Origin of the sequence: Glycomyces sp. NPDC046736 (genome assembly GCF_040645615.1) — a bacterium.
Taxonomy (GTDB): Bacteria; Actinomycetota; Actinomycetes; order Mycobacteriales; family Micromonosporaceae; genus Glycomyces.
This window is the reverse complement of the sequence record NZ_JBEYYO010000002.1, coordinates 241606-264422: the sequence shown is the minus strand read 5'-3', so window position 1 is coordinate 264422 and position 22817 is coordinate 241606. Positions and strand designations below refer to the sequence as shown.

At 68.7% G+C, this 22817-nt stretch carries 18 protein-coding genes, 2 tRNA genes, 1 other RNA gene and 1 pseudogene; 7 read left to right on the top strand and 15 right to left on the bottom strand.

Features of this window, described 5'->3' with window-relative positions; translation table 11 throughout:
• Window positions 1–66: 66 nt before the first annotated feature.
• The 4 genes and pseudogenes from AB0B28_RS03120 (at window position 67) to sucD (ending at window position 4326) form a co-directional block, all read left to right on the top strand.
• The gene (locus tag AB0B28_RS03120; protein WP_360115572.1) at window positions 67–1050 is read left to right on the top strand and encodes a hypothetical protein; all 984 of its coding nucleotides are present in this window, start codon (window positions 67–69) and stop codon (window positions 1048–1050) included.
• A gap of 114 nt (window positions 1051–1164) precedes the next feature.
• A pseudogene (locus tag AB0B28_RS03115) lies at window positions 1165–1560 on the top strand (cobalamin B12-binding domain-containing protein); the annotation flags it as partial.
• Window positions 1561–2255: 695 nt separating this feature from the next.
• The gene (gene sucC, locus AB0B28_RS03110) at window positions 2256–3434 is read left to right on the top strand and encodes an ADP-forming succinate--CoA ligase subunit beta (RefSeq protein ID WP_360115570.1); all 1179 of its coding nucleotides are present in this window, start codon (window positions 2256–2258) and stop codon (window positions 3432–3434) included.
• A gap of 4 nt (window positions 3435–3438) precedes the next feature.
• Window positions 3439–4326 carry a succinate--CoA ligase subunit alpha gene (gene sucD / locus AB0B28_RS03105; RefSeq protein WP_360115567.1) on the top strand — a complete coding sequence of 296 codons (888 nt, stop codon included), beginning with the start codon at window positions 3439–3441 and terminating at the stop codon, window positions 4324–4326.
• Window positions 4327–4377: 51 nt separating this feature from the next.
• Here sucD and AB0B28_RS03100 read toward each other — a convergent pair whose 3' ends face one another.
• Window positions 4378–4866, bottom strand: a complete 489-nt coding sequence (locus tag AB0B28_RS03100) for a cupin domain-containing protein (protein ID WP_360115564.1) — start codon at window positions 4864–4866, stop codon at window positions 4378–4380.
• A 186-nt stretch (window positions 4867–5052) separates the two neighbouring features.
• Between AB0B28_RS03100 and AB0B28_RS03095 the strand changes: the two genes are divergently transcribed.
• On the top strand, window positions 5053–6300 hold the full coding sequence (locus tag AB0B28_RS03095) for an amidohydrolase family protein (protein ID WP_360115561.1): 1248 nt from the start codon (window positions 5053–5055) through the stop codon (window positions 6298–6300).
• On the opposite strand, the gene AB0B28_RS03090 is transcribed toward AB0B28_RS03095, so the two are convergent.
• The 11 genes from AB0B28_RS03090 to ffs form a co-directional block, all read right to left on the bottom strand.
• On the bottom strand, window positions 6287–6844 hold the full coding sequence (locus tag AB0B28_RS03090) for a hypothetical protein (RefSeq protein WP_360115558.1): 558 nt from the start codon (window positions 6842–6844) through the stop codon (window positions 6287–6289). The genes AB0B28_RS03095 and AB0B28_RS03090 overlap by 14 nt on opposite strands.
• A 630-nt stretch (window positions 6845–7474) precedes the next feature.
• Window positions 7475–8494 carry an oligopeptide/dipeptide ABC transporter ATP-binding protein gene (locus AB0B28_RS03085; protein ID WP_360115556.1) on the bottom strand — a complete coding sequence of 340 codons (1020 nt, stop codon included), beginning with the start codon at window positions 8492–8494 and terminating at the stop codon, window positions 7475–7477.
• Window positions 8491–9552, bottom strand: coding sequence for an ABC transporter ATP-binding protein (locus AB0B28_RS03080; protein ID WP_360115553.1), 1062 nt, complete (start codon window positions 9550–9552; stop codon window positions 8491–8493). Before AB0B28_RS03080 ends, AB0B28_RS03085 begins: the two co-directional genes overlap by 4 nt.
• Window positions 9549–10508: an ABC transporter permease gene (locus tag AB0B28_RS03075; RefSeq protein WP_360115550.1), complete on the bottom strand. Its 960-nt coding sequence runs from the start codon at window positions 10506–10508 to the stop codon at window positions 9549–9551. The genes AB0B28_RS03080 and AB0B28_RS03075 overlap by 4 nt, the downstream gene beginning before the upstream one ends.
• Complete coding sequence (locus AB0B28_RS03070) at window positions 10508–11515, bottom strand: ABC transporter permease (protein WP_360115548.1); 1008 nt, start codon at window positions 11513–11515, stop codon at window positions 10508–10510. The genes AB0B28_RS03075 and AB0B28_RS03070 overlap by 1 nt, the downstream gene beginning before the upstream one ends.
• 26 nt (window positions 11516–11541) lie before the next feature.
• A complete protein-coding gene (locus AB0B28_RS03065; RefSeq protein WP_360115545.1) occupies window positions 11542–13203 on the bottom strand; it encodes an ABC transporter substrate-binding protein in 1662 nt (553 codons plus the stop codon).
• Window positions 13204–13456: 253 nt separating this feature from the next.
• Window positions 13457–14053 carry a recombination mediator RecR gene (recR, locus tag AB0B28_RS03060; protein WP_360115542.1) on the bottom strand — a complete coding sequence of 199 codons (597 nt, stop codon included), beginning with the start codon at window positions 14051–14053 and terminating at the stop codon, window positions 13457–13459.
• A gap of 83 nt (window positions 14054–14136) precedes the next feature.
• Window positions 14137–14475, bottom strand: coding sequence for a YbaB/EbfC family nucleoid-associated protein (locus tag AB0B28_RS03055; RefSeq protein ID WP_360115539.1), 339 nt, complete (start codon window positions 14473–14475; stop codon window positions 14137–14139).
• 85 nt (window positions 14476–14560) lie between these two features.
• Window positions 14561–16501, bottom strand: coding sequence for a DNA polymerase III subunit gamma and tau (locus AB0B28_RS03050; RefSeq protein WP_360115536.1), 1941 nt, complete (start codon window positions 16499–16501; stop codon window positions 14561–14563).
• A gap of 119 nt (window positions 16502–16620) precedes the next feature.
• Window positions 16621–16696 (bottom strand) — tRNA-Thr (locus AB0B28_RS03045).
• An RNA gene (gene ffs, locus AB0B28_RS03040) (signal recognition particle sRNA small type) lies at window positions 16694–16787 on the bottom strand. The genes AB0B28_RS03045 and ffs overlap by 3 nt, the downstream gene beginning before the upstream one ends.
• A 149-nt stretch (window positions 16788–16936) precedes the next feature.
• On the opposite strand from ffs, the gene AB0B28_RS03035 reads away from it, so the two are divergent.
• Both AB0B28_RS03035 and AB0B28_RS03030 read left to right on the top strand, forming a co-directional pair.
• Window positions 16937–17024, top strand: a tRNA-Ser gene (locus AB0B28_RS03035).
• Window positions 17025–17112: 88 nt separating this feature from the next.
• A complete protein-coding gene (locus AB0B28_RS03030) occupies window positions 17113–17805 on the top strand; it encodes a DNA alkylation repair protein (RefSeq protein WP_360115533.1) in 693 nt (230 codons plus the stop codon).
• Window positions 17806–17858: 53 nt separating this feature from the next.
• Here the strand turns inward: AB0B28_RS03030 and AB0B28_RS03025 are convergent, their stop codons facing one another.
• The 3 genes from AB0B28_RS03025 to lysS all read right to left on the bottom strand — a co-directional run bounded on the left by AB0B28_RS03025 (window position 17859) and on the right by lysS (window position 22810).
• On the bottom strand, window positions 17859–20471 hold the full coding sequence (locus tag AB0B28_RS03025) for an ATP-dependent Clp protease ATP-binding subunit (RefSeq protein ID WP_360115530.1): 2613 nt from the start codon (window positions 20469–20471) through the stop codon (window positions 17859–17861).
• 300 nt (window positions 20472–20771) lie between these two features.
• Window positions 20772–21128, bottom strand: coding sequence for an Lsr2 family protein (locus AB0B28_RS03020; protein ID WP_360115527.1), 357 nt, complete (start codon window positions 21126–21128; stop codon window positions 20772–20774).
• A 227-nt stretch (window positions 21129–21355) separates the two neighbouring features.
• The gene (gene lysS, locus AB0B28_RS03015; RefSeq protein ID WP_360115920.1) at window positions 21356–22810 is read right to left on the bottom strand and encodes a lysine--tRNA ligase; all 1455 of its coding nucleotides are present in this window, start codon (window positions 22808–22810) and stop codon (window positions 21356–21358) included.
• Between the last annotated feature and the right edge of the window lie 7 nt (window positions 22811–22817).

Below are 22817 nucleotides of genomic sequence, written 5' to 3'. Positions count from 1 at the left end.
TCGACCACGGTCGGTAAGGTGAGAGCGAGAGCAGTCACAACCGATCCGGCATGGAGAGTGGATGTCATGACTCCCCCTGAGAACGACCAGCCCGAGGACGACGGCGGGACCTTCAAGCTCAAGCCCGGCGGCGCCACGCCGCCCCCGGCTCCGGCCGCGGAAGAGGAGAACCTCGACCGCACCATGAAGATCCAGCGCGGCGCACCGTCCCCGCAGAGCAGCACCCCGCCCCCGCCGCCCTCGCCCCTGGGCAACCCCACCGGCCCGGCCGAACCCCCCGCCGCGACCTACGCCGAGACCACCGTCATGCCCCAGCAGGGCGGCTCCCAGACCGGCTACCAGCCCGGCGGCCCCCAGACCCCGCCCCCCAGCCCCCTCGGCGCGCCTCCCGTCCCGCCGCAGGCCCCCGGCCAGCAGCCCTACGGACAGCAGCCGCCCCAGCCCGGCGGATTCCCCCCGCCCGGCCCCCAGCAGCCCGGGCCCGGATACCCGCAGCCGCAGACGGCCCCGCTGACCGGCGAAGCCCCCGTCGGCATCAAGCACATCGGCCTCGTCGCCCTGGTCGTCGCCGGCGTGAGCATCCTCGGCAACATCATCAACATGGCCGTCATCGGCCCGATCGCCGTCCCCGGCGGCGTGCTCGGCATCGCCATCGCCGGCGCCTTCGCCTGGTACGGCTGGGCCCTGCCCCAGGGCAAGGTCACGGCCGCGGGCCTGCGCATGACCGGCATCGTCCTGATGATGATCGGCGCGTGCGGCTCGGTCCTGGCCCTGCTCATGTCGCTGATCGTGTTCAACGCGATCGGCCTGATCATGTACCTGCTGATGGGCGCGGCCCTGGGCTACGCCAGCTTCCTGTACATCACCAAGGACGAGGTCAAGGCCTTCATCAAGGGCGCGCCCCAGCACCCGGGATACCCGCCGCAGGGCGGCCACCCGCAGCAGGGCTACGGCCAGCCCCAGCAGCAGTTCGGGCAGCCCGGCTTCCCGCCCCCGCCGCCCGGCTACCAGCAGGGCGGACAGCCCCCGCAGCCGCCCTACGGCCGTTAGGCCTTCCGACTCCCATCGGTCGCGACTAAGCTCACTCCTATGCATCGGCCGCGGCGCGCACGCCTCGCCACGAGCGACGTGCGCGCCGCGGCCTCCGTACGAGGAGGTACATCAATGTCTGCAAGCAGCGCGCCCATACGCGTGGTCGTGGCCAAAGTCGGGCTCGACGGGCACGACAGGGGCGCGAAAGTGGTGGCGCGGGCCCTGCGCGACGCGGGCATGGAGGTCGTCTACACCGGCCTGCACAACTCCCCCGAGCAGGTCGTCGCCACCGCGCTCGCCGAGGACGCCGACGCGATCGGCCTGAGCATCCTCTCCGGCGCCCACATGACCCTCTTCCCGCGCGTGCTGCGACTGCTCGACGAAGCCGGCGCGAAGGACATCGTGCTGTTCGGCGGCGGCATCATTCCCGACGCCGACGCAACGCAACTGAGGGAAGCCGGAGTCGCCGAGATATTCGGCCCCGGCGCTTCCACGCAAGTCATCGCCGAATGGGTCCGCGAACATGTCGCCTCACCCGATCAGGGCCGTCCCGCAGCCGTGTTATCGGCTCCCAGCAGGGAAAACGCCGCCCGAAAAAAATATTCTGAGCAGACCGTAACCGGGTGCTGCGGCCCTCGTTCTTATAAGTGTCAGACGGGGAAGCAACGCCTCGGAAGACGCATCGGCAGCGGCCCGAAAGGCGCCGCAATGATGCGCACACGCTCATAGAGCTGTGCCACAAACTGCCGATGCCCTGTCGATTGAGGGGTGGCGATAGGGCATCGTGCCTAAGGGAATCAAGCCATTGAGGGGTGGGCTTGGTTCCCGCTAAGGGGACCGGACGCCTGAGGGGTGCGTCCGGTCCCCGCCTCTTTGCCCCCGCAATCCCCGCAGCACACGGCAACCGACCGCACGACGCGCAAGACCCCCGCCCGCGCCCCGCGCGGTGCCCGAACCCTCTTGCCCGGCCCTGCCGGCCCTCCGGCTCGGTCCGCTCGGCCTGGTCCCGGCCCGTTTCGGGGCGAAAGCAGCCTGACTCGTCACACCCGATCACTGCCAGCCCCCGCCCGCGTCCGCCGCGCGTTACCCTGCGATAACGGGCACCTGAACCGTCCACCCGCTCGCCGGAACCGGCTCGCCGCAGCGCGGCCCGCCTCCGGGCCCGAGCGGAAGGGACCAGGCCGTCCGGTCAAAGAAGACTAGCTAGTGGAGCGGACTCTACAGTGGATCTGTACGAATACCAGGGCCGCGCACTGTTCGCCCGGCACAGCGTGCCGGTGCTGGACGGCGGCGTCGCCACCACACCGCAGGAGGCCGTGGAGCTCGCTGAGCGCCTCGGTGACCGGGTGGTCGTCAAAGCGCAGGTGAAGGTCGGCGGACGCGGCAAGGCCGGCGGCGTCAAGCTCGCCGACAACGCAGGCGAGGCCAAGACCCACGCCACCAACATCCTCGGCATGGACATCAAGGGCCACACCGTCGAGAAGGTCATGCTCACCGTGACCGCCGACATCGACGAGGAGTACTACTTCTCCTACCTCCTCGACCGGGCGAACCGCACCTTCCTGTGCATCGCCTCGACCGCGGGCGGCATGGAGATCGAAGAGGTCGCGCACACCGCGCCCGAGAAGGTCGTCAAGCTCCCGATCGACGCCGGCGTCGGCGTCACCCCCGAGATCGCCGGCGACATCGTCACCCGCGCCGGGTTCCCCGAGGACCTCCGCGACCAGCTCGTCGACGTGTTCGTCAAGCTCTGGGGCGCGTTCGTGGCCGAAGACGCCACGCTCGTCGAGGTCAACCCCCTCGTGCGCACCCCCGAGGGCACCATCCTCGCGCTCGACGCGAAGGTCACCCTCGACGAGAACGCGGCCTTCCGCCACCCCGAGTTCGCCGAGTTCGAGGACAAGTCCGCCGTGGACCCGCTCGAACAGCGCGCGAAGGAATCCGGGCTCAACTACGTCAAGCTCGACGGCGCGGTCGGCATCATCGGCAACGGCGCGGGGCTGGTCATGTCCACCCTCGACGTCGTCTCCTACGCCGGTGAGAACCACGGCGGCGTCAAGCCCGCCAACTTCCTCGACATCGGCGGCGGCGCCTCGGCCGCGGTCATGGCCAACGGCCTCGAAGTCGTCCTCTCCGACCCGCAGGTCAAGAGCGTCTTCGTGAACATCTTCGGCGGCATCACCGCATGCGACGAGGTCGCCCGCGGCATCCTCGGCGCGCTCCAGACCCTCGCCGACCGCGGCGAGACCGTCACCAAGCCGCTCGTCGCCCGCATCGACGGCAACAACGCCGAAGAGGGCCGCAAGATCCTCGCCGAGGCGAACCACCCGCTCATCACCGTGGTCGAGACCATGGACGCCGCAGCCGACAAGGCCGCTGAACTCGCGAACAAGGAGGCCTAGGCCAATGGCGATCTTCCTCAACGAGAACAGCAAGGTCATCGTCCAGGGCATGACCGGCTCCGAGGGCATGAAGCACACCCGCCGCATGCTCGCCGCCGGCACCGAGATCGTCGGCGGCGTCAACCCGCGCAAGGCCGGCACCAAGGTCGACGTCGACGGCGTCAGCCTCCCGGTGTTCGCCTCCGTGGCCGAGGCCATGGCCGAGACCGGCGCCAACACCTCCGTGGTGTTCGTGCCCCCGGCCTTCTCCAAGGCCGCCGTTATCGAGGCGATCGACGCCGAGATCGAACTGGTCATCGTCATCACCGAGGGCATCCCGGTGCACGACTCGGTGACCTTCTGGAACTACGCCGAAGCCAAGGGCGGCAAGACCCGCATCGTGGGCCCGAACTGCCCCGGCATCGCCAGCCCCGGCAAGTCGAACGCGGGCATCACCCCCGCCGACATCACCGGCACCGGCCCCATCGGCCTGGTCTCCAAGTCCGGGACGCTGACCTACCAGCTCATGTACGAGCTGCGCGACCTCGGCTTCTCGACCTCCGTCGGCATCGGCGGCGACCCGGTCATCGGCACCACGCACATCGACTGCCTCAAGGCGTTCGAAGCCGACCCCGAGACCAAGGCCATCGTCATGATCGGCGAGATCGGCGGCGACGCCGAAGAGCGCGCGGCCGAGTTCATCAAGGCCAACGTGACCAAGCCCGTCGTCGGCTACATCGCGGGCTTCACCGCCCCCGAGGGCAAGACGATGGGCCACGCGGGCGCGATCATCTCCGGCTCGGCGGGCACCGCCGAATCCAAGCAGGCGGCCCTCGAAGCCGCCGGCGTCAAGGTCGGCAAGACCCCGAGCGAGACCGCGCGCCTCATGCGCGAGGTCATCGAGAACCTCTAAGGGACGCAACGCGAAAGGCCGGACGGCGGTGTCGTCCGGCCTTTTCCGTGCCTAGGACTCCTCGACCCAGAAGTTGTCGTGGCGGGCGAAGAACTCCTTGCGCTCCTCGTCGGAGAGCTCCCCGACGGTCAGCAGGCCCTCGAAGTACTCCTCCCGCGGCGCGCCGGGGTGGAACATGAGCAGCATCGAGGCGGGCTCGCCGGACTCGTTGCGGAACCCGTGGACGCCGCCCTCGGGGACGTGCACGAAATCGCCGGGCACATGGTCGACCCACTTGGCGCCGTTGTAGATCCGGATCGTGCCCGAGAGGATGTAGAACGACTCGGAGATGGTGCGGTGGAAATGCGGGTCCGGGCCCGAACGCGCCCCGCTCATGTTCCATTGGTAGAGCCCGAACTGGCCGTTCGTGGTCGCGCCGGTCGCGAGGTAGTCGGCGGAACCGCCATTGGCGAACAGGATGTCCGCCGCGGCCCCGGCGGGCCGGAACTGCGCGTTCATCTCGCCTTCGTCACCGAAGTACCTGGGTTCGGGATACGACATGTCAACTCACTCCTCAACAGTACGAACACTCATGCAGACGACGCCGAGGGGAAAAATTCACCGCCGTGGATCCCCCGATCCTGACATGAGGCCACCCCCAGCGGCGCCGCCGCGCACGATCCGGCATATTGATACCCGTCACTAGCCGCGCGGCTAGTCTATGCCGCGATCAACCAGGAGGCACCGATGACCGAGACCGTGCTGTTCGACCGGGCCGCCCTGCTCGACACCGTCGCCGGGACGCTCCTGCCCGGCCAGCGCGTCCTGGTGCGCGGCAACGAGATCGACGCGGTCGGTCCCGACGTCGAAGCGCCCGACGGGGCCCGCGTGGTCGACCTGGAGGGGCGGACCCTCATGCCCGGGCTCGTCGACTGCCACGTCCACGTCAACGCCCACAGCGCCGACCTGGGCGGCATCGCCGACGACTCGCCCGCCTACGTGGCCGCGACGGCCGCGATCGAACTGCGCGCGATGCTCCATCGTGGATTCACCACGGTGCGCGACACCGGCGGCGCGGACTTCGGGATCGCCGACGCCGTCGCCGAAGGGCTCATCGAGGGGCCGCGGATCTTCTTCGGCGGCAAGGCCCTCTCGCAGACCGGCGGCCACGTCGACATGCGCCCGCGGGGGCGCCAGGTGAGCGACTCACACCAGTGCTGCCCGAGCATGGGCCTGGTGTGCGACGGCGTGGACGGGGTCCGCAAGGCCGCGCGCGAGCAGCTGCGCACCGGCGCCCACCACGTCAAGATCATGCTCTCGGGCGGGGTCGCTTCGCCGACCGACCGGATCGACTCCACCCAGTTCGCGATCGAGGAGATCCGCGCGATCGTCGACGAGGCCGAGGCCGCGAACCGGTACGTCACCGGGCACGCCTATACGGCGCGCGCGATCAACCGTGGCCTTGAGGCCGGGGTCCGCTCGATCGAGCACGGCAACCTGCTCGACGAGTCCAGCACTGAACTCTTCTTGCGCCACAACGCGTTCCTGGTGCCCACATTGGTCACTTACCGGCAGATGGCCCGCGAGGGCGCCGAGTTCGGGCTCTCCGCAGCGAATCTCGCGAAGAACACCACGGTCCTCGACGCGGGGCTCCGAGCCCTGGAGACGGCCCACCGCGCCGGCGTCGCGATCTGCTACGGCTCGGACCTGCTCGGCGGGATGCGGCGACACCAGTTGCAGGAGTTCACGATCCGTGGCGCGGTCATCCCGGCGGCCGACGTGATCCGCTCGGCCACCGTCACCGCCGCCCGGCTCCTCGGCGAGGAGGGCAGGATCGGCCAGATCACGCCCGGGGCTCGCGCGGACCTGCTCGTGGTCGACGGCAACCCGCTCGCCGACCTCGCCGTCCTCACCGACCCCGAGCACCGCCTGCATCTGATCATGCAGGGCGGCAACGTCAAAGCCGACCGGCTCGGCGCGTTCAGCCGCGCTTGAGCACCGCGAAGCCGGTGGCCCACAACACGAGTGCCGAACCGATCCCGGCGATCCCGCCGGCCACCAGGCCGTCGCCGAACGCGGCGGCCACGCCGCCGAGACCGGCGACCGTCATGGCGATGCCGCCCCAGCGGTAGATCGGCTCGTCGAACGCGCGCGCGAGCGGCACGAAATGCAAGCCGACGATCACGGCGATCGTCCCGGGCAGGAAGTCGACCAGGTCGAACCGGTTGGCCAGCACCACGGCCGCCACGATGAGCACGACCTCGACACCGACCCAGATCCCGTAGCGGCGACCCCAGTCCTTCGGCAGTTCACGCGGCCGCTCCCGACCCGAGCCGACCCGGTAGACCGCCACCACGAGGGCGATGCTCACAGCGGCGGCCAGGCCGAGGCCGACCCAATACGCGCCGGCCGGAAGCACGCCCGCACCGCCGACGTACCAGCCGAGGCCGAAGAACGCGCAGATCATGACCCCGTTTCGGCGCATCCCGGCGCTCATCTTGTCGGGAGCGGTGAAGGTTTCAGTGGTGCCCTGGTTCATGGTGCCATTGTGGCAGTATCGAACAACCGCTCATATCCGCCGCAGCCGTGCGGCCTGCCCCCGATGCCCCCAACGCGTCCCAAGCCCGCGCTGCCTACCACCGTTCCACGCCTTCGGCGATCATCGCGGTGTCCCACAGGCGCCGGTCCTGCTCAGCCAACGGCCCCCGGGGGGACGGGTTTTCTCAGAAATTTTTCGCGTGGGGTGGCCGGGCTGGTGTGCCCGGCCACCCGCGTGTTCCGCGCGGAGCTGGCTCTGCGGGGACCGCGCGCAGGTGGCTTCCCGCGCGCGGTCTCGGTATGGCGACGTTCGCGAATACCCTCTTCCATTCGCCGCCATCCCGCAGGGCCAGATGGCTTTTTTGTACCAACCCTTTCACGGGTTGGGGAGATCGGCGAGAACTAATTTTCGGGCTGTGGATAACTTTGTTTCCCGCCATTTCGGAAATGTGGAGCGCGTTCACGATCACCGAACCCGCCCACTGCAATCCCAGGTGGGAGGCGGTGGACGGGCCGGTTTCGATCATGTTCTCGCGCATTCCTCAAGCCTCGCACGACCCGCGAGCGAATGGCAACAAGAACTTCCTGCCTGTGGATAACTCTGTGGATTGTGGTGCAACTGCTGGTCGGGTCAGAGGTCGAAATGGCAGGCGACCTTGTGGCCGCTCGCGGCCTCGCGCCATTCGGGTTCGACTTCCGCGCAGATGTCCTCGGCCCACGGGCAGCGGGTGCGGAAGCGGCAGCCTGAGGGCGGGTTCGCCGGAGAAGGGAGGTCGCCCTTGAGGATGATGCGCTCGCGGGTCGCCTCGATCTCCGGGTCCGGTTGCGGGACCGCCGACAGGAGCGCCTTCGTGTACGGGTGCCGCGGGTGCTCGTAGATCGTCTCCGAGTCGGCCTCCTCGACCAGCTTGCCGAGATACATGACCCCGACCCGGTCGGAGAGGTGCCGCACCACCGCGAGGTCGTGCGCGATCACCAGATACGTCAGCCCGAACTCGCCCTGGAGCTCGTCGAGCAGGTTCATCACCTGCGCTTGGATCGACACGTCGAGCGCGCTCACCGGCTCGTCGCACACGATCAGGCTCGGCCGCAGCATCAGAGCGCGGGCGATGCCCAGTCGCTGGCGCTGCCCGCCGGAGAACTCGTGCGGATAGCGCTCCAGGACCGATTTGGGAAGCCCGACCGCGTCGAGCGTCTCGACGGCGAGGCGGCGGCGCTCCTCCTTCGAGCCCACGCCGTGCACTTTGAGCGGCTCGGCCAAGAGCATCTCGACGTTGTGCCGGGGGTTGAGCGAGCCCAAGGGATCCTGGAAGACCATCTGCATCCGGGACCTGAAGCGCCGCAGCGCTTCCCCCTTGAGCGCGGTGACCTCGTCGCCGCCGAGGCGGACGCGGCCGGCCGTCGGCTCCTCCAGTCGCAGCACGGCCCGCCCGAAGGTGGTCTTGCCGCAACCGGATTCGCCCACCAGACCGTACGTGCCGCCCGAGTCGATCGAGAGGCCGACCCCGTCGACGGCGCGGACCGCGCCCACGGTGCGTTCGACCACGATGCCGCGGCGGATCGGGAAGTGGACCTTCAGGTCCTCGACCTCCAGCAGCGGCGCCTGGGAATCCTCGGCCACCTTCACGTCGGCTTCGGGTTCGGTGCTCATACGACCTCCTCGGCCATGACGCAGCGGTGGGCGTGCACGGCCCCGGTCAGCGCCGGTTCACCGTCCACGCAGGCCTCGGTGACGCGGTCGCAGCGGGGCGCGAACGCGCAGCCGTCCTTCCAGCGGATCACGTCCGCGATCGAGCCGCGGATCGGTGTCAGCGGTTCGTGGATCGGCAGGTCCAGGCGCGGGATCGACCCGAGCAGGCCCACCGTGTACGGGTGTGTGGGCCGCGCGAACAGCTCCCGGACCGGCGCGGACTCGACCACGCGGCCCGAGTAGAGCACGTTCACGTCGTCGCAGATCCCCGCCACCACACCGAGATCGTGCGTGATCATCAGCAGCGCCGTGCCCTCGGAGTCAACAAGGTCCTTGAGCAGTTCGAGGATCTGCGCCTGGATAGTGACATCCAAGGCAGTCGTCGGCTCGTCGGCGATCAGGAGCCTCGGCGCGCACGCCACCGCGATCGCGATGAGCACCCTCTGGCGCATCCCGCCCGAGAGCTGATGCGGGTACTCCTTCAAGCGGCGCAACGGGTCGGGGATGCCGACGCGGTCGAGGAGGTTCGCGGCCTCCTTGGTCGCCTTGTCCCCCTTGAGACCCCGGTGGCGCTCCAAGACCTCGGTGATCTGGCGGCCGATCGTGACCACCGGGTTGAGGCTCGAGAGCGGATCCTGGAAGATCATCGCGAGGTCCTTGCCGCGACGCTGACGCATCGCGGTCGGGCTGAGCGCGAGGAGGTCGACGCCGTCGAACGCGGCGCGGCCGGTGACGTCAGCTCCTCCCTTGCGGCGCTTGGCGACCGAAGGTGCCTGCGGCACTTCGGCGGTGTCGGTCCCGGCGGCGGCCTGCGCGGGTTTCGCGGGGCCGCGTCGGGCGCGGCCGCCGCTCTTGGGGAGCAGGCCCATGATCGCCAGACTGGTGACGGACTTGCCGCAACCGGACTCGCCGACCAGGCCGACCACTTTGCCTTCGGCCACACCGAACGAGACGCCGTCGACCGCGGTGGCCGAACCGAACGCGACCCGAAGGTCTTCCACTTCAAGCAGATTCGTCACTCCTGCCTCCTCAGCCTCGGGTCGAGCGATTCGCGCATGGCCTCGCCCAGGAGCGTGAAGCCCAGCGCGGTGACGATGATGCCCACCGCCGGATAGATCGCGAGTTGCGGTGCGCCGGAGAGGAACCGCTGCGCGTCAGAGAGCATCGTCCCCCACTCCGGGTTGCCCGGGTCGGGGTTGCCCAGGCCCAGGTACGACAGCGCCGCGGCCTCGATGATCGCCGTGGCGAGCACCAGCGTGGCCTGGACGATCACCGGGCCCATCGAGTTGGGCAGGATGTGCGAGACCACGATGCGCGGTTTGGGCACACCCAGTGCGATCGCGGCGAGGACGTAGTCCGAGTGCGCTTGCGCGAGCATGGAACCGCGGAGCATACGCGCGAAGATCGGGATCTGCGCGACGCCCACGGCGATCATGACCGTGGTCAGGCTCGGACCCAAAAGCGCTGCGACACTGAGGGCGAGCAGCAGCATCGGAATGGACAGTGCGATGTCGACGGTGCGCATGATGACCGATTCGACGCGCTGACCCCAACGGCCGCCGAACGCGCCCGAAGCGGCGGCCACGCCGCCGATCACGGCCCCGGCGAGGAACCCGATCAGGGTCGCCACGACGCCGACGAGGAGCGTCTGGCGGGCGCCGACGATCATGCGGGAGAACATGTCCCGGCCCAAGTGGTCGAGGCCGAACCAGTTCTCGGCGCGCGGGCCGGGGAAGATGTTCTGGTTGAGGAACACCTCTTTGCCCCAGGTCTGCGCGGTGGGGCTGTAAGGGGCGATCCACGGGCCGAGAATGGCCATGAGGACGAACAACGACACGATGATCGCGCCGCAGATCGCCATCGGGGACCGGCTCATGCGCCGCAAAGACTGGCGCCACAGCGACCCCGACTGGCCGTGCCGGGCTTGGACACCGGCCTCGACGAGCCGGTCGAGCCGCTCGATCTTGGAGGTCATCATGAGCGCACCCGCACTCTCGGATCCAGGAACCCGTAAGCGAGGTCCACGATCAGGTTCAGTACGACGAAGGACACGGCGATCACCAGGATGAACCCCATCAGCGCCGGGTAGTCGCGTTCGGTGGTGGCCTGGTAGACGAACGAGCCGACCCCGCCGAACGCGAACACGCTCTCGGTGAGGACCGCTCCGGCGAACAGGCTGCCCAACAGCAGGCCGATCACGGTGATGATCGGCAGCATCGCGTTCTTCATGACGTGGCGGCCGCGGATCGTCTGCGGCTTGAGTCCCTTCGCGTCGGCGGTGCGCACGAAGTCCTCGCCGACCACTTCGAGAACCGAAGCGCGCGTGATGCGCACGATGACCGCCAACGGGATCGACGCGAGCGCGAGCGCGGGCAGCACGAGGTGCCGGGCCGCGTCGAGGGCCACGTCGAATTCGCCGGTGAGGAGGCCGTCGAGGACTCTGAGGCCGGTGATGTCGGTGTAGGTCAGGCCCGGTGAGAGTCGGAAGGTCGTCGGCAGCCACCCGAGTTGCTGCGCGAAGACGACCTTGAGCATCGCCGCGAGGAAGAACACGGGGATGCAGATGCCGACGAGTGAGCCTGAGACGGCGGTGAAGTCGAGCCAGGAGCCGCGGCGTTTCGCGGCCAGGTAGCCCAGCGGGATGCCGATGCCGATCGCGATCGCCATGGCCCACAACGAGAGTTCGATGGTGGCGGGGAGGCGGTCGGCCAGTTCGGTGGCGATGGGCCGTCCGCTCGACAGGGAGGAGCCGAAGTCGAGGCGGACGATGCGGGAGAGGAATTCGCCGTACTGGAACCAGATCGGCTCGTCCAGTCCCAGTGCCTGGCGAAGCGCCTCCCGCTGCTGGTCGGTGGCGTTGTCGGGGAGCATGCGGGTCTCGGGTCCGCCCGGGAGGGCTTTGAACCACGCGAACAGCAGCAGAGTGAGTCCCAACAACGCCACGACCAGCTGCAGGAGGCGTTTAATCGTGTAGCGCAGCATATTTTGCTATCGACTCGATTGCTTCACTAGTTGTTGTACGAGAGTTGGGCGAAGTTCTCCTGGGTGAGCGGGGAGACCTCCATGGGGGTGACGTTCGCGGCGAACGCGATCGAGGGCGGGGAGTGCGAGATCGGCAGGCCGGGCAGCAGCTCCATGATCTTGACGTTGAGGTCGGCCCACAGTGCGGTGCGGGTGGCCGGGTCGGGTTCGGCCGCGGCGGCGGCGAGGCCGTCGAAGATCGCCTGGTCGTCGAAGCCCCATTCGGTGGTCTCTTCGGAGAACCAGGTGCCGAGGAAGTTGTAGGCGTCGGTGAAGTCGCCGGTCCAGCCGAGGAGGTAGAGCGGGCAGTCGCCGCTGCGGGTGGTCGGGATGTACTCGGTCCAGGTGATCGGGGTGGGTTCGACGGTCACACCGACGGCTTCGAGGTCGGCGGCGATGATGTCGAAGATGTCCTTGGGGGCCGGCATGTAGGGCCGGGTCACGTCGGTCGGGTAGCAGAACTCGAGGGTGAGGTCGGACTGCCCGGCGGCGGCGAGCTTCTCGATCGCCAGGTCGGGGTCGTATTCGAAGGTCGGGACCTGGTCGGACCAGCCGTCGATGGTCGGCGGGACGAACTGGGTGGCGACTTCGCCGCCCGGCGGGAGCACGGAGTCGACGATGCGCTGGCGGTCGATCGCGTTGGAGAGCGCTTCGCGGACGGCGTGGTCGTCGAGGCCGGGGGTCTGCTGCTGGTAGGTCAGGTAGAGGACGTTGAAGACGTCTCGGGTCGGGACCTGGAATCCGGCGTCGAGCAGGGGCTGGACGTCGGCGGGGGCGACGAGGTCGTAGCCCTGGATGTCGCCGGCCTCGAGGGCCTGGCGGCGGGCGGTCTCGTCGGAGATGGTGTTGAAGATGAGGGTCTTGACCTTGGCGGTCTCGCCCCAGTAGTCGTCGAAGCGTTCGAGGGTGACCGACTGCGCGCCGTGGTCCCATTCGACGAGTTCGTAGGCGCCGGTGCCGGCGAGGACGCCGGCTTCCTGGGTGTAGGCCGGGAGCGGGTCCTCGGCGGTGACGATCTCGTCGTCGGTGATCTGGGCGAGCGAGTCGGGGCTGACGATCGCGGTGGTGGCCATGGAGAACGCGCCGGGGAAGTTGGCGGTGTACTCGTTGATGGCGATGGTCGCGGTGAGGCCGTCGGCGGTGCAGCCGGCGTAGTTGGAGGGGACCTGGGTGATCTCGGGGTCGTTCTCGGCGAAGCCGCCGAAGAAGCTGGAGTAGTAGTACGTGTAGTTCGGTGACTGGTAGCCGCCGGTGAAGTTGTGCCAGCGGTCGAAGTTGGCGCAGACGGCGGCGGCGTCGAGTTCGGCGCCGTCGTGGAAGGTCACGCCTTCACGCAGGTTGAAGGTCCATTCGGTGCCTTCGGCGTTCTGCTCCCAGCTTTCGGCCAGGCCGGGGACGATCTCGGTGCCGTCGTGGTCGAGGAGGGTGTCGAAGACCTGGCGGGTGATGCGGAAGGTTTCGCCGTCGGAGGCGAACACCGGGTCCATGGAGCTGGGGTCGCCCGGGGAGCCGAAGATGAACGGCGTGGTCTCGTTGAGGTCTTCACCTTCTCTCTCACTGCTGCAGGCGGCGACCATGCCGAGCGCGAGTGCGGCGCCGGCGGAGGCGGCGACCACTCGTCTGGCTGGGGCGGTTCGAGACGTGCGCATATTGCTTCACCCGTCGTTCGTTGGGTATTCGGAGGTTCCCCAGAAGCGTAAGACACGGTGAGCTGGACCACTGTTGAGCGTTATGTGATCGTGACCGATTCGGCGACTATTGTTACCCAAATCGTGCACGAAGTGTGAGAACGGGATTCGTTGTGCCGCAACGATTTCGAATAGCCTTCAGGCGTAGGAGCGCGCACGTGGGCAGTGGCGCGGGCCACTGCGAGCGGTTGCCTTTTTGTAGGTTCGGGCGCGGTTAATCGACGTCGCGGCGGCCCGAGAACGCCCGGCCGAGCGTGACCTCGTCGGCGTACTCCAGGTCCCCGCCGACCGGCAGACCACTGGCGAGCCGGGTCACCTTGAACCCCATGGGTTTGACGAGCATCGCCAGATACGTCGCGGTCGCCTCGCCCTCGGTGTTCGGGTCGGTGGCGAGGATGAGCTCCTTGGTCTCCCCGGCCTGCAACCTGACCATGAGCTGGCGGATGCGCAAGTCGTCGGGGCCGATCCCCTCAAGCGGGTTGATCGCCCCGCCCAGGACGTGGTAGCGGCCGCGGAACTCGCCGGTGCGCTCGATCGCGAGCACGTCCTTGGGTTCCTCCACGACGCAGATCAGCGCCTCCGAGCGTCTCGGGTCGCGGCAGATCCCGCACTGCTCGGCCTCGGTGACGTTCCCGCACGTTTCGCAGAACCGCACCTGCGCCTTGACCCGCTCCAGCGCCGAGGTGAGCCGTTCGACCTCGACCGGCTCGGACGCGAGCAGGTGGAACGCGAGCCGCTGGGCGCTCTTCGGGCCGATGCCCGGCAACTGCCCCAACTCCTCGATGAGGTCGCCCAAAGCCCCGTCGTACAAGGATCTCTCTTTTCTCGCCGCGCGAACGTGATCGTCAAAGGACGGCCGCAGGCGCAGTGCGCCGGCGCGGCCGCTGAGGATGGTTACATGCCCGGCAGGCCCAGGCCGCCGGTCATGCCGCCGAGGGCGTCGCCGAGCGGGCCCATCTTCTCGGCGGCGAGACGCTTGGCGTCCTCGGTGGCGGCCTGGACGGCGGCGAGGACGAGGTCCTCGAGGGTCTCGACGTCCTCGGGGTCGACGGCCTTGGGGTCGATCTTGACGCGAACGAGTTCGCCGTCGCCGGTGACGGTGGCGCTCACGAGGCCCCCGCCCGCGGCCGCGGTGACTTCGGATTCGGCCAGTTCGGCCTGCGCGGCCATCATGTCGGCTTGCATCTGCTGGGCCTGTTGCAGCAGCTTCTGCATGTCTCCGCCAGGGAACATGTCGTCTCTCCTCGCCGGTGGGTTCGGGTTTCCTTCGCCAGCCTAGCCGCCCGGTCGGACACCGATGGTCCGCCCGGGGGCGGCTTCAACGCAGTTGCTTGGCGCCGAAGGCGGTCGTGAGGAGTTTGAGTGCCTGCTCTTCGCTGGTGCCGAACCCGCCGGGTGCGACCGGGTCGTCCGGGCTGGGTTCGTCGTATTCCTCGGGCGGGGGTTCGGCGTGGGCCGTCTGGGCGGGTGCGTCGGTGGGGGTGCGGGGCTGGGCGATGCTAGGCGTCGGGGCCGGCGGCGCCGCCCGTCCCGCTTTTGGGAGGTTCGCCGGGTCCCCCACTTCGCAGCGGATCTTCCAGGTGCCGCCGAGGACGTCGGACAAGACCGCGACCACGATGCCGTAGGCGGGTTCCTTCTGAAGGTTCTCGGCATGGAAGGCGTGCTTGAACGCGAGAGTGACTTCGCCCTCGGTGGCGTCGGCAATGGTCGCGTCGGACAGGAGCGCGGCAGTGGTGCGCTTCTTGTCCTTGACAGCCATCATGATCCGGTCCCATTGGCGACGGATGGACGCGGCGCTGGCGCCCCCTGAGTCGCCGACCGGCTCGGGCGCGGGCGTGTAGGCGGGGGCCGGTTCGGCGTCGGCCCAGTCGTCCTCGGGCACCGGAGCCGCTGCCGGGGCGGCTGGTGCGGGCGTTGGCGCAGGTGGCGCGGCCTCGGGTTCGTCGTCCCAAGGCGGTGCCGCCTCGACCGGAGCCGGAGCCGGTGCGATCGGCGCGGCGGGAGCCTTCTCGGCGGCGGCCTTGGCGAGTGCCGTGCGGGCCGCGGCCGGACCGGCCTGCTGCGGGGCCTCGGCGGCGCGGGGGGCGGCGAACGCCGCTCCGGCGGCGCGCTGCTCCAGGGTCTCCAGGCGCTGCATGAGCCCGGCCATCGACTCGTCCGAGCCGGGCAGGATCGCCCGCACGCAGGCGAGTTCGAGCAGCAGCCGAGGCGCGGTCGCGCCCCGCATCCCGGCCAGACCGGCGGCCACGACTTCAGCCATCCGGGTGAGCGTCGAGGTGCCCATGCGCGTGGCCTGGCTGGTCATCTTCCCCAGCTGATCGGCCGGGGCGTCGACCAGGCCCAGGCTCCCCGCGTCGGGCACCTGGGTGAGGACGATGAGGTCGCGGAGGCGTTCGAGCAGGTCACCGGCGAAGCGACGCGGGTCGTGCCCGCCTTCGACGACGCGCTCGACCACTTCCATGACCGCCGCCCCGTCAGCGGCCGCGAACGCCTCGCACATCTCGTCGAGCAGCCCCGCGTCGGTGACGCCGAGCAGCCCCGCCGCCCGCTCGTACGTGACCCCTTCGGGCCCGGAGCCGGAGATGAGCTGGTCGAGGACCGACAGCGTGTCGCGCGCCGAACCGCCGCCAGCGCGCACCACGAGCGGGAACACGTCGTCGGCAACGACGGCGCCTTCCTGTTCGCACAGGTCGCGGCACAGTTCGCGCATCGCGGGGGGCGGGATGAGCCGGAACGGGTAGTGGTGGGTGCGGGAGCGGATGGTGGGGAGGACTTTGTCCGGTTCGGTGGTGGCGAAGATGAACAGGACGTAGTCGGGGGGTTCTTCGACGAGTTTGAGCAGGGCGTTGAAGCCTGCGGCGGTGACCATGTGCGCTTCGTCGATGATGTAGATCTTGAACCGGGAGTCGACGGGCGCGAAGACGGCCCTTTCGCGCAGTTCGCGGGCGTCGTCGACGCCGCCGTGGCTGGCGGCGTCGATCTCGATGACGTCGACCGAGCCGTGTCCGTCGGCGGCGAGGGCTCGACAGGAGTTGCATTCGCCGCAGGGGGTGGGGGTGGGGCCCCCGGCGCAGTTGAGGGAGCGGGCGAGGATGCGCGCCGAGGAGGTCTTGCCGCAGCCGCGGGGGCCGGAGAAGAGGTAGGCGTGGTTGAGGCGGCCGGCGGCGATGGCGTTGATGAGCGGTTCGGTGACGTGTTCCTGGCCCACGACCTCCGCGAAGGTCTGCGGGCGGTACTTGCGGTACAGGGCGAGTGCCACGTCTTCCTCCTGCTTGCTGGTCTGCTGCCAGGGTACGGCGTGGGTCCGACGTTCGGGGCCAGGGCCGGTGCCGCCGTGGGGGTGAACGCGAAAACCCCGGCGCGGGCCGGGGTGTTCGTTGGAGCCGCCTAACGGAATCGAACCGTTGACCTTGTTATTACGAGTAACACGCTCTACCGACTGAGCTAAGGCGGCTGGGTCTCCCACGCACCCGACAGAGCCCGCTTATCCTTGCTGCCTTCCGGCCCTGGGGAGGTTCACAAGATGACGCCGCATGGGAGACGGGTGACAGCGTACCGCATCGCGGGGCCGGTGCCGAACGGGGCGAGCGGGTCGGTCGCGGGCGTCACGTGCGCGGTTCGGGTCCAGTGCAAGCCAGGTCACCTCGTTCAACCCGGTGGGAGTCGGCGCTGGGGGTCGGGTATCGTACTCGGCGGAGGATTCGCATAGTGGCCTAGTGCGCACGCTTGGAAAGCGTGTTGAGTGAAAGCTCTCAGGGGTTCGAATCCCCTATCCTCCGCCACTTGGAGAGAAAACGCCGGAGCGGCTGCTCCGGCGTTTTTCGTGCGTGGGGCGCGATGAGTTTCGGGGGTTCGGGTCGTCTTGAGGGTATGGAGTTGACGGCTGAGGGGTTCGAGGCGGCGCTGTGGGCGTTGCAGTCGGACCAGGAGCGGGTGAAGATCGCCAAGCATCGGCGTGGCGGCGCGTCGGGGGTGATCGGGGTGCGGATGAAGTCGATCTTCGATACGGCGGCGGTGTACGCGGACATGCCGCTCGACGAGGTGGAGCGGTTGCTGGAGTCGGAGTACTACGACTCGCGGTTGGGCGCGGTGAGCGTCCTCGATTTCAAGGCACGGCGCAGGGGGATCACCGACGAGGAGCGGCGCGAGCTGTGCGAGTTGTATCTGCGCAGGCACGATCGGATCGACGATTGGGGCCTGGTGGACCGGGCCGCGCCGCGGGTGGTGGGCTGGTATCTGCTGGACAAGCCGCGTGATCCGCTGTTCGCGCTCGCGCGGTCGAGCGTGGTGTGGGAGCGGCGTTCGGCGATCACCGCGGCGTTCTGGTTCATCCGGCAGGGGGACGTGGACGACGCTTTGGCGATCGCCGCGCTGCTCTTGGGCGATGCGGACGAGCTCGTGCTCAAGTCCGTGGGGACGGGGCTGCGGGAGGTCGGCGTGGTCGATCAGGACCGGCTGGTGGCGTTCTTGCGCGAGCATGGCGAAGCGGTACCGCGGGTGACGTTGCGGATCGCGGTGGCGAAGCTGCCGAGCGAGTTGCGCGCGGAGTTGATGGCGCGTTAGGCACGCGAACGGGGCGGGACCTTTCGGTCCCGCCCCGTTTCGGCTTTCGGCGGCTACGCGCCGCCCTGGCCCATCTGGCCGCCTCGGGGGCCCGAACCCGGGCTCTTCGGCGGGAGGGTGCCGGTGCCGGCCCCCGGGCTCTTGGGCGCCCGCTCACCGGCCAGTTCGGCCGGGGGCGCATCGGGCACGCCCGCGGGCTTGTCGGCGGCGCGGAACGTGAGCTTCGACTTCTCGACGTCCTTGGGGTCGCCGTCGACGTCGACGATCACGATCTGTCCGGGCACGAACTCGTTGAACAGGATCTTCTCCGAGAGCGTGTCCTCGATCTCGCGCTGGATCGTGCGGCGCAGCGGCCGCGCGCCCATGACCGGGTCGTAGCCCTTGTGGCCGAGGTACAGCTTCGCGTTGTCGGTCAGCTCCAGCGCCATGTCGCGGTTGATCAGCTGGTCCTCGATGCGCTTGACCATGAGGTCCACGATCGAGACGATCGCCTCCTGCGAGTGCTTGGGGAACACGATCGTGTCGTCGATGCGGTTGAGGAACTCGGGGCGGAAGTGGTTCTTCAGCTCCTCGCTCACCTTCTCCTTCATCCGCTCGTAGTCCCCGCCCTCGGTCGAGTCGGCCTGGAAGCCCAGCGACACGGCCTTCCCGACGTCCTTCGTGCCGAGGTTGGTGGTCAGGATCAGCACCGTGTTCTTGAAGTCGACGATGCGGCCCTGGCCGTCGGTCAGGCGCCCGTCCTCCAGGATCTGGAGCAGCGTGTTGAACACGTCCGGGTGGGCCTTCTCGATCTCGTCGAACAGAACCACCGAGAACGGCTTGCGGCGCACCTTCTCGGTGAGCTGCCCGCCCTCGTCGTACCCGACGTACCCGGGAGGCGCACCGACCAGGCGCGAGACGGTGTACCGGTCGTGGAACTCGGACATGTCCAGCTGGATCAGGGAGTCCTCGGAGCCGAACAGGAACTCCGCGAGCGCCTTGGCCAGCTCGGTCTTGCCGACGCCCGAGGGGCCGGCGAAGATGAACGAACCGGACGGGCGCTTGGGGTCCTTGAGGCCGGCGCGGGTGCGGCGGATCGCCTTGGAGACGGCCTTGACCGCGTCCTCCTGGCCGATGATCCGCTTGTGGAGCTCCTCCTCCATCTTGAGCAGACGCGAGGTCTCCTCTTCGGTGAGCTTGTAGACCGGGATGCCCGTCCAGTTCGCGAGGACCTCGGAGATCATCTCCTCGTCGACCTCGGTGACCTGGTCGAGGTCGCCGGCCTTCCACTCCTGCTCGCGCTTGGCGCGCTTCTCGTGGAGGCGCTTCTCGGTGTCGCGCAGGCGCGCGGCGGCCTCGAAGTCCTGGGCGTCGATCGCCGACTCCTTCTGACGGCGGGTCTCGGCGACCTCGTCGTCGATCTCGCGCAGGTCCGGCGGTGCGGTCATCCGGCGGATGCGCATGCGCGCGCCCGCCTCGTCGATGAGGTCGATCGCCTTGTCCGGCAGGAACCGGTCGGAGATGTAGCGGTCGGCCAGCGTCGCGGCCTGCACCAGCGCCCCGTCGGTGATGGAGACGCGGTGGTGGGCCTCGTAGCGGTCCCGCAGGCCCTTGAGGATCTCGATGGTGTGCGCCAGCGACGGCTCGGCGACCTGGATCGGCTGGAAGCGCCGTTCGAGCGCGGCGTCCTTCTCCAGGTACTTGCGGTACTCGTCGAGCGTGGTCGCGCCGATCGTCTGGAGCTCGCCGCGGGCGAGCATCGGCTTGAGGATCGAGGCCGCGTCGATCGCGCCCTCGGCCGCGCCCGCGCCGACGAGGGTGTGGATCTCGTCGATGAACAAGATGATGTCGCCGCGGGTCTTGATCTCTTTGAGGACCTTCTTCAGGCGCTCCTCGAAGTCACCGCGGTAACGCGAACCGGCCACCAGGGCGCCCAGGTCCAGCGTGTACAGCTGCTTGTCCTTGAGAGTCTCGGGGACCTCGCCCTTGGTGATGGCCTGCGCCAGGCCCTCCACGGCGGCGGTCTTGCCGACGCCTGGCTCGCCGATGAGCACCGGGTTGTTCTTGGTGCGCCGCGACAGGACCTGCATGACGCGTTCGATCTCGCGCTGGCGCCCGATCACGGGGTCGAGCTTGCCGTCGCGCGCGGCCTGCGTGAGGTTGCGGCCGAACTGGTCGAGCACGAGCGAGCCGGACTGCTGCGACTCCTGCGAGGTGCCGCCCGCGGTCGCGCCCGCCGGCTCCTTGCCCTGGTAGCCCGAGAGCAGCTGGAGGACCTGCTGGCGGACCCGGTTGAGGTCGGCGCCGAGCTTGATGAGGACCTGCGCGGCCACGCCCTCGCCCTCGCGGATGAGGCCCAGCAGGATGTGCTCGGTGCCGATGTAGTTGTGGCCCAGCTGGAGAGCCTCGCGCAGGCTCAACTCCAGGACCTTCTTCGCCCGGGGGGTGAAGGGGATGTGGCCGGAGGGGGCCTGCTGGCCCTGGCCGATGATCTCCTCGACCTGCTGGCGGACGCCTTCGAGGGAGATGCCCAGGCTCTCCAGGGCCTTCGCCGCCACGCCCTCGCCCTCGTGGATGAGGCCGAGCAGGATGTGTTCCGTGCCGATGTAGTTGTGGTTGAGCATCCTGGCTTCTTCTTGAGCCAAGACGACCACGCGTCGGGCACGGTCCGTAAACCGTTCAAACATGCGCTTCTGCTCCTCGCGTCCGCCGCTTACTTGTCGTCAGTACTGGTCGTGGCTAGCAAAACCCTGTGGGTACACCTTATCTCCCGGTTCTGCGGGCGGCGGTTGCCACGTGGGTAGCAACAAGCGTGCCTCGGAGACCATTCCCGGTGATAAGACGTTCGCTGTGAGCGCAATACCCGCTCATCACCCCGCTAACCGAAGAATGCCGATCATGCCCGCAGGGTACGACAGTTCCAGGCCCGAACCGAAAACGCCCGCCGCCCCGGGACGGGGAGGCGGGCGGAGACTCAAGACGCCGGTCTAGTTGTGCGCGGCGTTGTATTCCTCGACGATGGCCTGCGGGATCCGCCCGCGCGGGGAGACGCGCTTGCCGGAGCGTTCGGCCCACTCGCGGATGGCCTTGTTCTGCTCACGGTCCACAGTCTGGCGACGCGGGGCCGAGGCGCCGCGGACCGGGCCGCGGGGCGCGCCCAGGCTGTACCGTCCCAGGCGCGTGCCGGCCTCCTGGAACTTCTCCAGTGCGTCACGGAGTTCCTTGGCGTGCGAAGCGGAGAGATCGATCTCGTAGGCCTGCCCGTCGATGGCGAATTTGACGGTCTCATCAGCCTTGTTGCCGTCGATATCGTCGATCAGGATGACCTGTGTCTTCTTCGCCATGACATATTCCTCTCGAACGGACGCGACTGGCGCTCCCGGGACAATCGTCTTGCTAGTGCCAGAGCATATACGAGTCCCTTAGAGAAGGGAAAGAGGGTGGAAGCATTTATTTGTGAATGCGCGGCTACAGGCCCCGCCCGCATCGAGTCCGAATTCGCCCCGACTCCCGGGACGCACGGAAAAGGGACCGCACCGCGGCGTTGTCGCAGTGCGGTCCCATTGCTTTGCTATTCGGGTTTCACCAGCGGGAAGAGGATCGTCTCCCTGATGCCGAGTCCGGTGAGCGCCATAAGGAGTCGGTCGATTCCCATGCCCATCCCGCACAGCGGCGGCAGCCCGTACTCCATCGCCCGCAGGAAGTCCTCGTCGACGCCCATGGCCTCGTCGTCGCCCTTCGCGGCCAGTCTGGCCTGCGCTTCCAGGCGCTCGCGCTGGATCACCGGGTCGATGAGCTCCGAATAACCGGTGCCCAGTTCGAACCCGCGCACGTACAGGTCCCATTTCTCCGCAAGGCCCGGAGTGTCGCGGTGACCGCGAGTGAGCGGCGAGGTCTCCTCGGGGTAGTCGAACACGAACGTCGGCGCGTGCAGATGGTCCGAGACCAGGTGCTCGAACAATTCCTCGGCGAGTTTCCCCGGACCCCAGATCGGGTCCACCCCGAGTTCGACTTTCTCCGCATACGCACGCAGCGTCTCCAGCGGAGTGTCGACCGTCACTGCTTCTCCGAGTGCCTCGGAAAGGGACCCGAACACGGTGATCTCGTTCCACTCACCGCCCAGGTCGTACTCCGTGCCGTCGGCCAAGGTCACCGTCTCCGACCCGAACGCCGACCGCGCCGCGCCTTGAATGAGCGATTTGGTCAACTCCGCGATCGTCCGGTAGTCGCCGTAGGCCTGATAGGCCTCCAGCATCGCGAACTCCGGCGAATGCGACGAGTCGGCGCCCTCGTTGCGGAAGTTCCGGTTGATCTCGAAGACCCGGTCGATCCCGCCGACCACGCACCGCTTGAGATACAGCTCCGGAGCGATCCGCAAGTACAGGTCCATGTCGTACGCGTTCATGTGCGTCACGAACGGCCGCGCCGTCGCCCCGCCCGGCTGCACCTGCATCATCGGGGTCTCGACCTCGACGAAGTCTCGGTCGTCGAGGAGGTCCCGCAGCGCCCGCACCACCTTCGCGCGGTTGCGGGCGTTCGCCTGCGCCTCGGGGCGCACGATCAGGTCCACGTAGCGCTGGCGCACCCGCGTCTCCTCGGCGAGCGGCTTGTGCGCCACCGGCAGCGGCCGCAGCGCCTTCCCCGTGATCGCGAACGAGTCGGCCATCACCGACAGCTCACCGCGCTTGGACGTGACGACCTCGCCGGTCACCCCGATGTGGTCGCCGATGTCGGCCAGGCGCTTCCAGTCCGCGAGCGCCTCCTCGCCGACCTTGCCCAGCGAGAGCATCACCTGGAACTCGGTGCCGTCCCCGTCCCTCAGGCGCACGAAGCACAGCTTCCCGGCCGTCCGCACGAAGATCACCCGGCCGGTGGTCGAGACGGTCACGCCCGAGGACTCCCCGTCGGGCAGGTCGGCGAACTGCTCGCGCAGCTGGGCGAGGGTGTGGGTGCGCGGGTAGCCGAGCGCGTACGGCTGCTTGCCTTCCGCGAGGAGGGCGGCGCGCTTCTCGCGCCGGATCTGCATCTGCTCG

Coding starts and splice junctions, on each gene's coding strand:
- lysS (WP_360115920.1), bottom strand. CDS start 22,810: ATGCAGATCCGGCGCGAGAAGCGCGCCGCCCTCCTCGCGGAAGGCAAG.
- AB0B28_RS03030 (WP_360115533.1), top strand. CDS start 17,113: ATGGAGTTGACGGCTGAGGGGTTCGAGGCGGCGCTGTGGGCGTTGCAG.
- AB0B28_RS03090 (WP_360115558.1), bottom strand. CDS start 6,844: ATGAACCAGGGCACCACTGAAACCTTCACCGCTCCCGACAAGATGAGC.
- AB0B28_RS03070 (WP_360115548.1), bottom strand. CDS start 11,515: ATGCTGCGCTACACGATTAAACGCCTCCTGCAGCTGGTCGTGGCGTTG.
- AB0B28_RS03075 (WP_360115550.1), bottom strand. CDS start 10,508: ATGACCTCCAAGATCGAGCGGCTCGACCGGCTCGTCGAGGCCGGTGTC.
- sucD (WP_360115567.1), top strand. CDS start 3,439: ATGGCGATCTTCCTCAACGAGAACAGCAAGGTCATCGTCCAGGGCATG.
- AB0B28_RS03065 (WP_360115545.1), bottom strand. CDS start 13,203: ATGCGCACGTCTCGAACCGCCCCAGCCAGACGAGTGGTCGCCGCCTCC.
- AB0B28_RS03055 (WP_360115539.1), bottom strand. CDS start 14,475: ATGTTCCCTGGCGGAGACATGCAGAAGCTGCTGCAACAGGCCCAGCAG.
- AB0B28_RS03025 (WP_360115530.1), bottom strand. CDS start 20,471: ATGTTTGAACGGTTTACGGACCGTGCCCGACGCGTGGTCGTCTTGGCT.
- AB0B28_RS03095 (WP_360115561.1), top strand. CDS start 5,053: ATGACCGAGACCGTGCTGTTCGACCGGGCCGCCCTGCTCGACACCGTC.
- AB0B28_RS03120 (WP_360115572.1), top strand. CDS start 67: ATGACTCCCCCTGAGAACGACCAGCCCGAGGACGACGGCGGGACCTTC.
- AB0B28_RS03085 (WP_360115556.1), bottom strand. CDS start 8,494: ATGAGCACCGAACCCGAAGCCGACGTGAAGGTGGCCGAGGATTCCCAG.
- AB0B28_RS03100 (WP_360115564.1), bottom strand. CDS start 4,866: ATGTCGTATCCCGAACCCAGGTACTTCGGTGACGAAGGCGAGATGAAC.
- AB0B28_RS03020 (WP_360115527.1), bottom strand. CDS start 21,128: ATGGCGAAGAAGACACAGGTCATCCTGATCGACGATATCGACGGCAAC.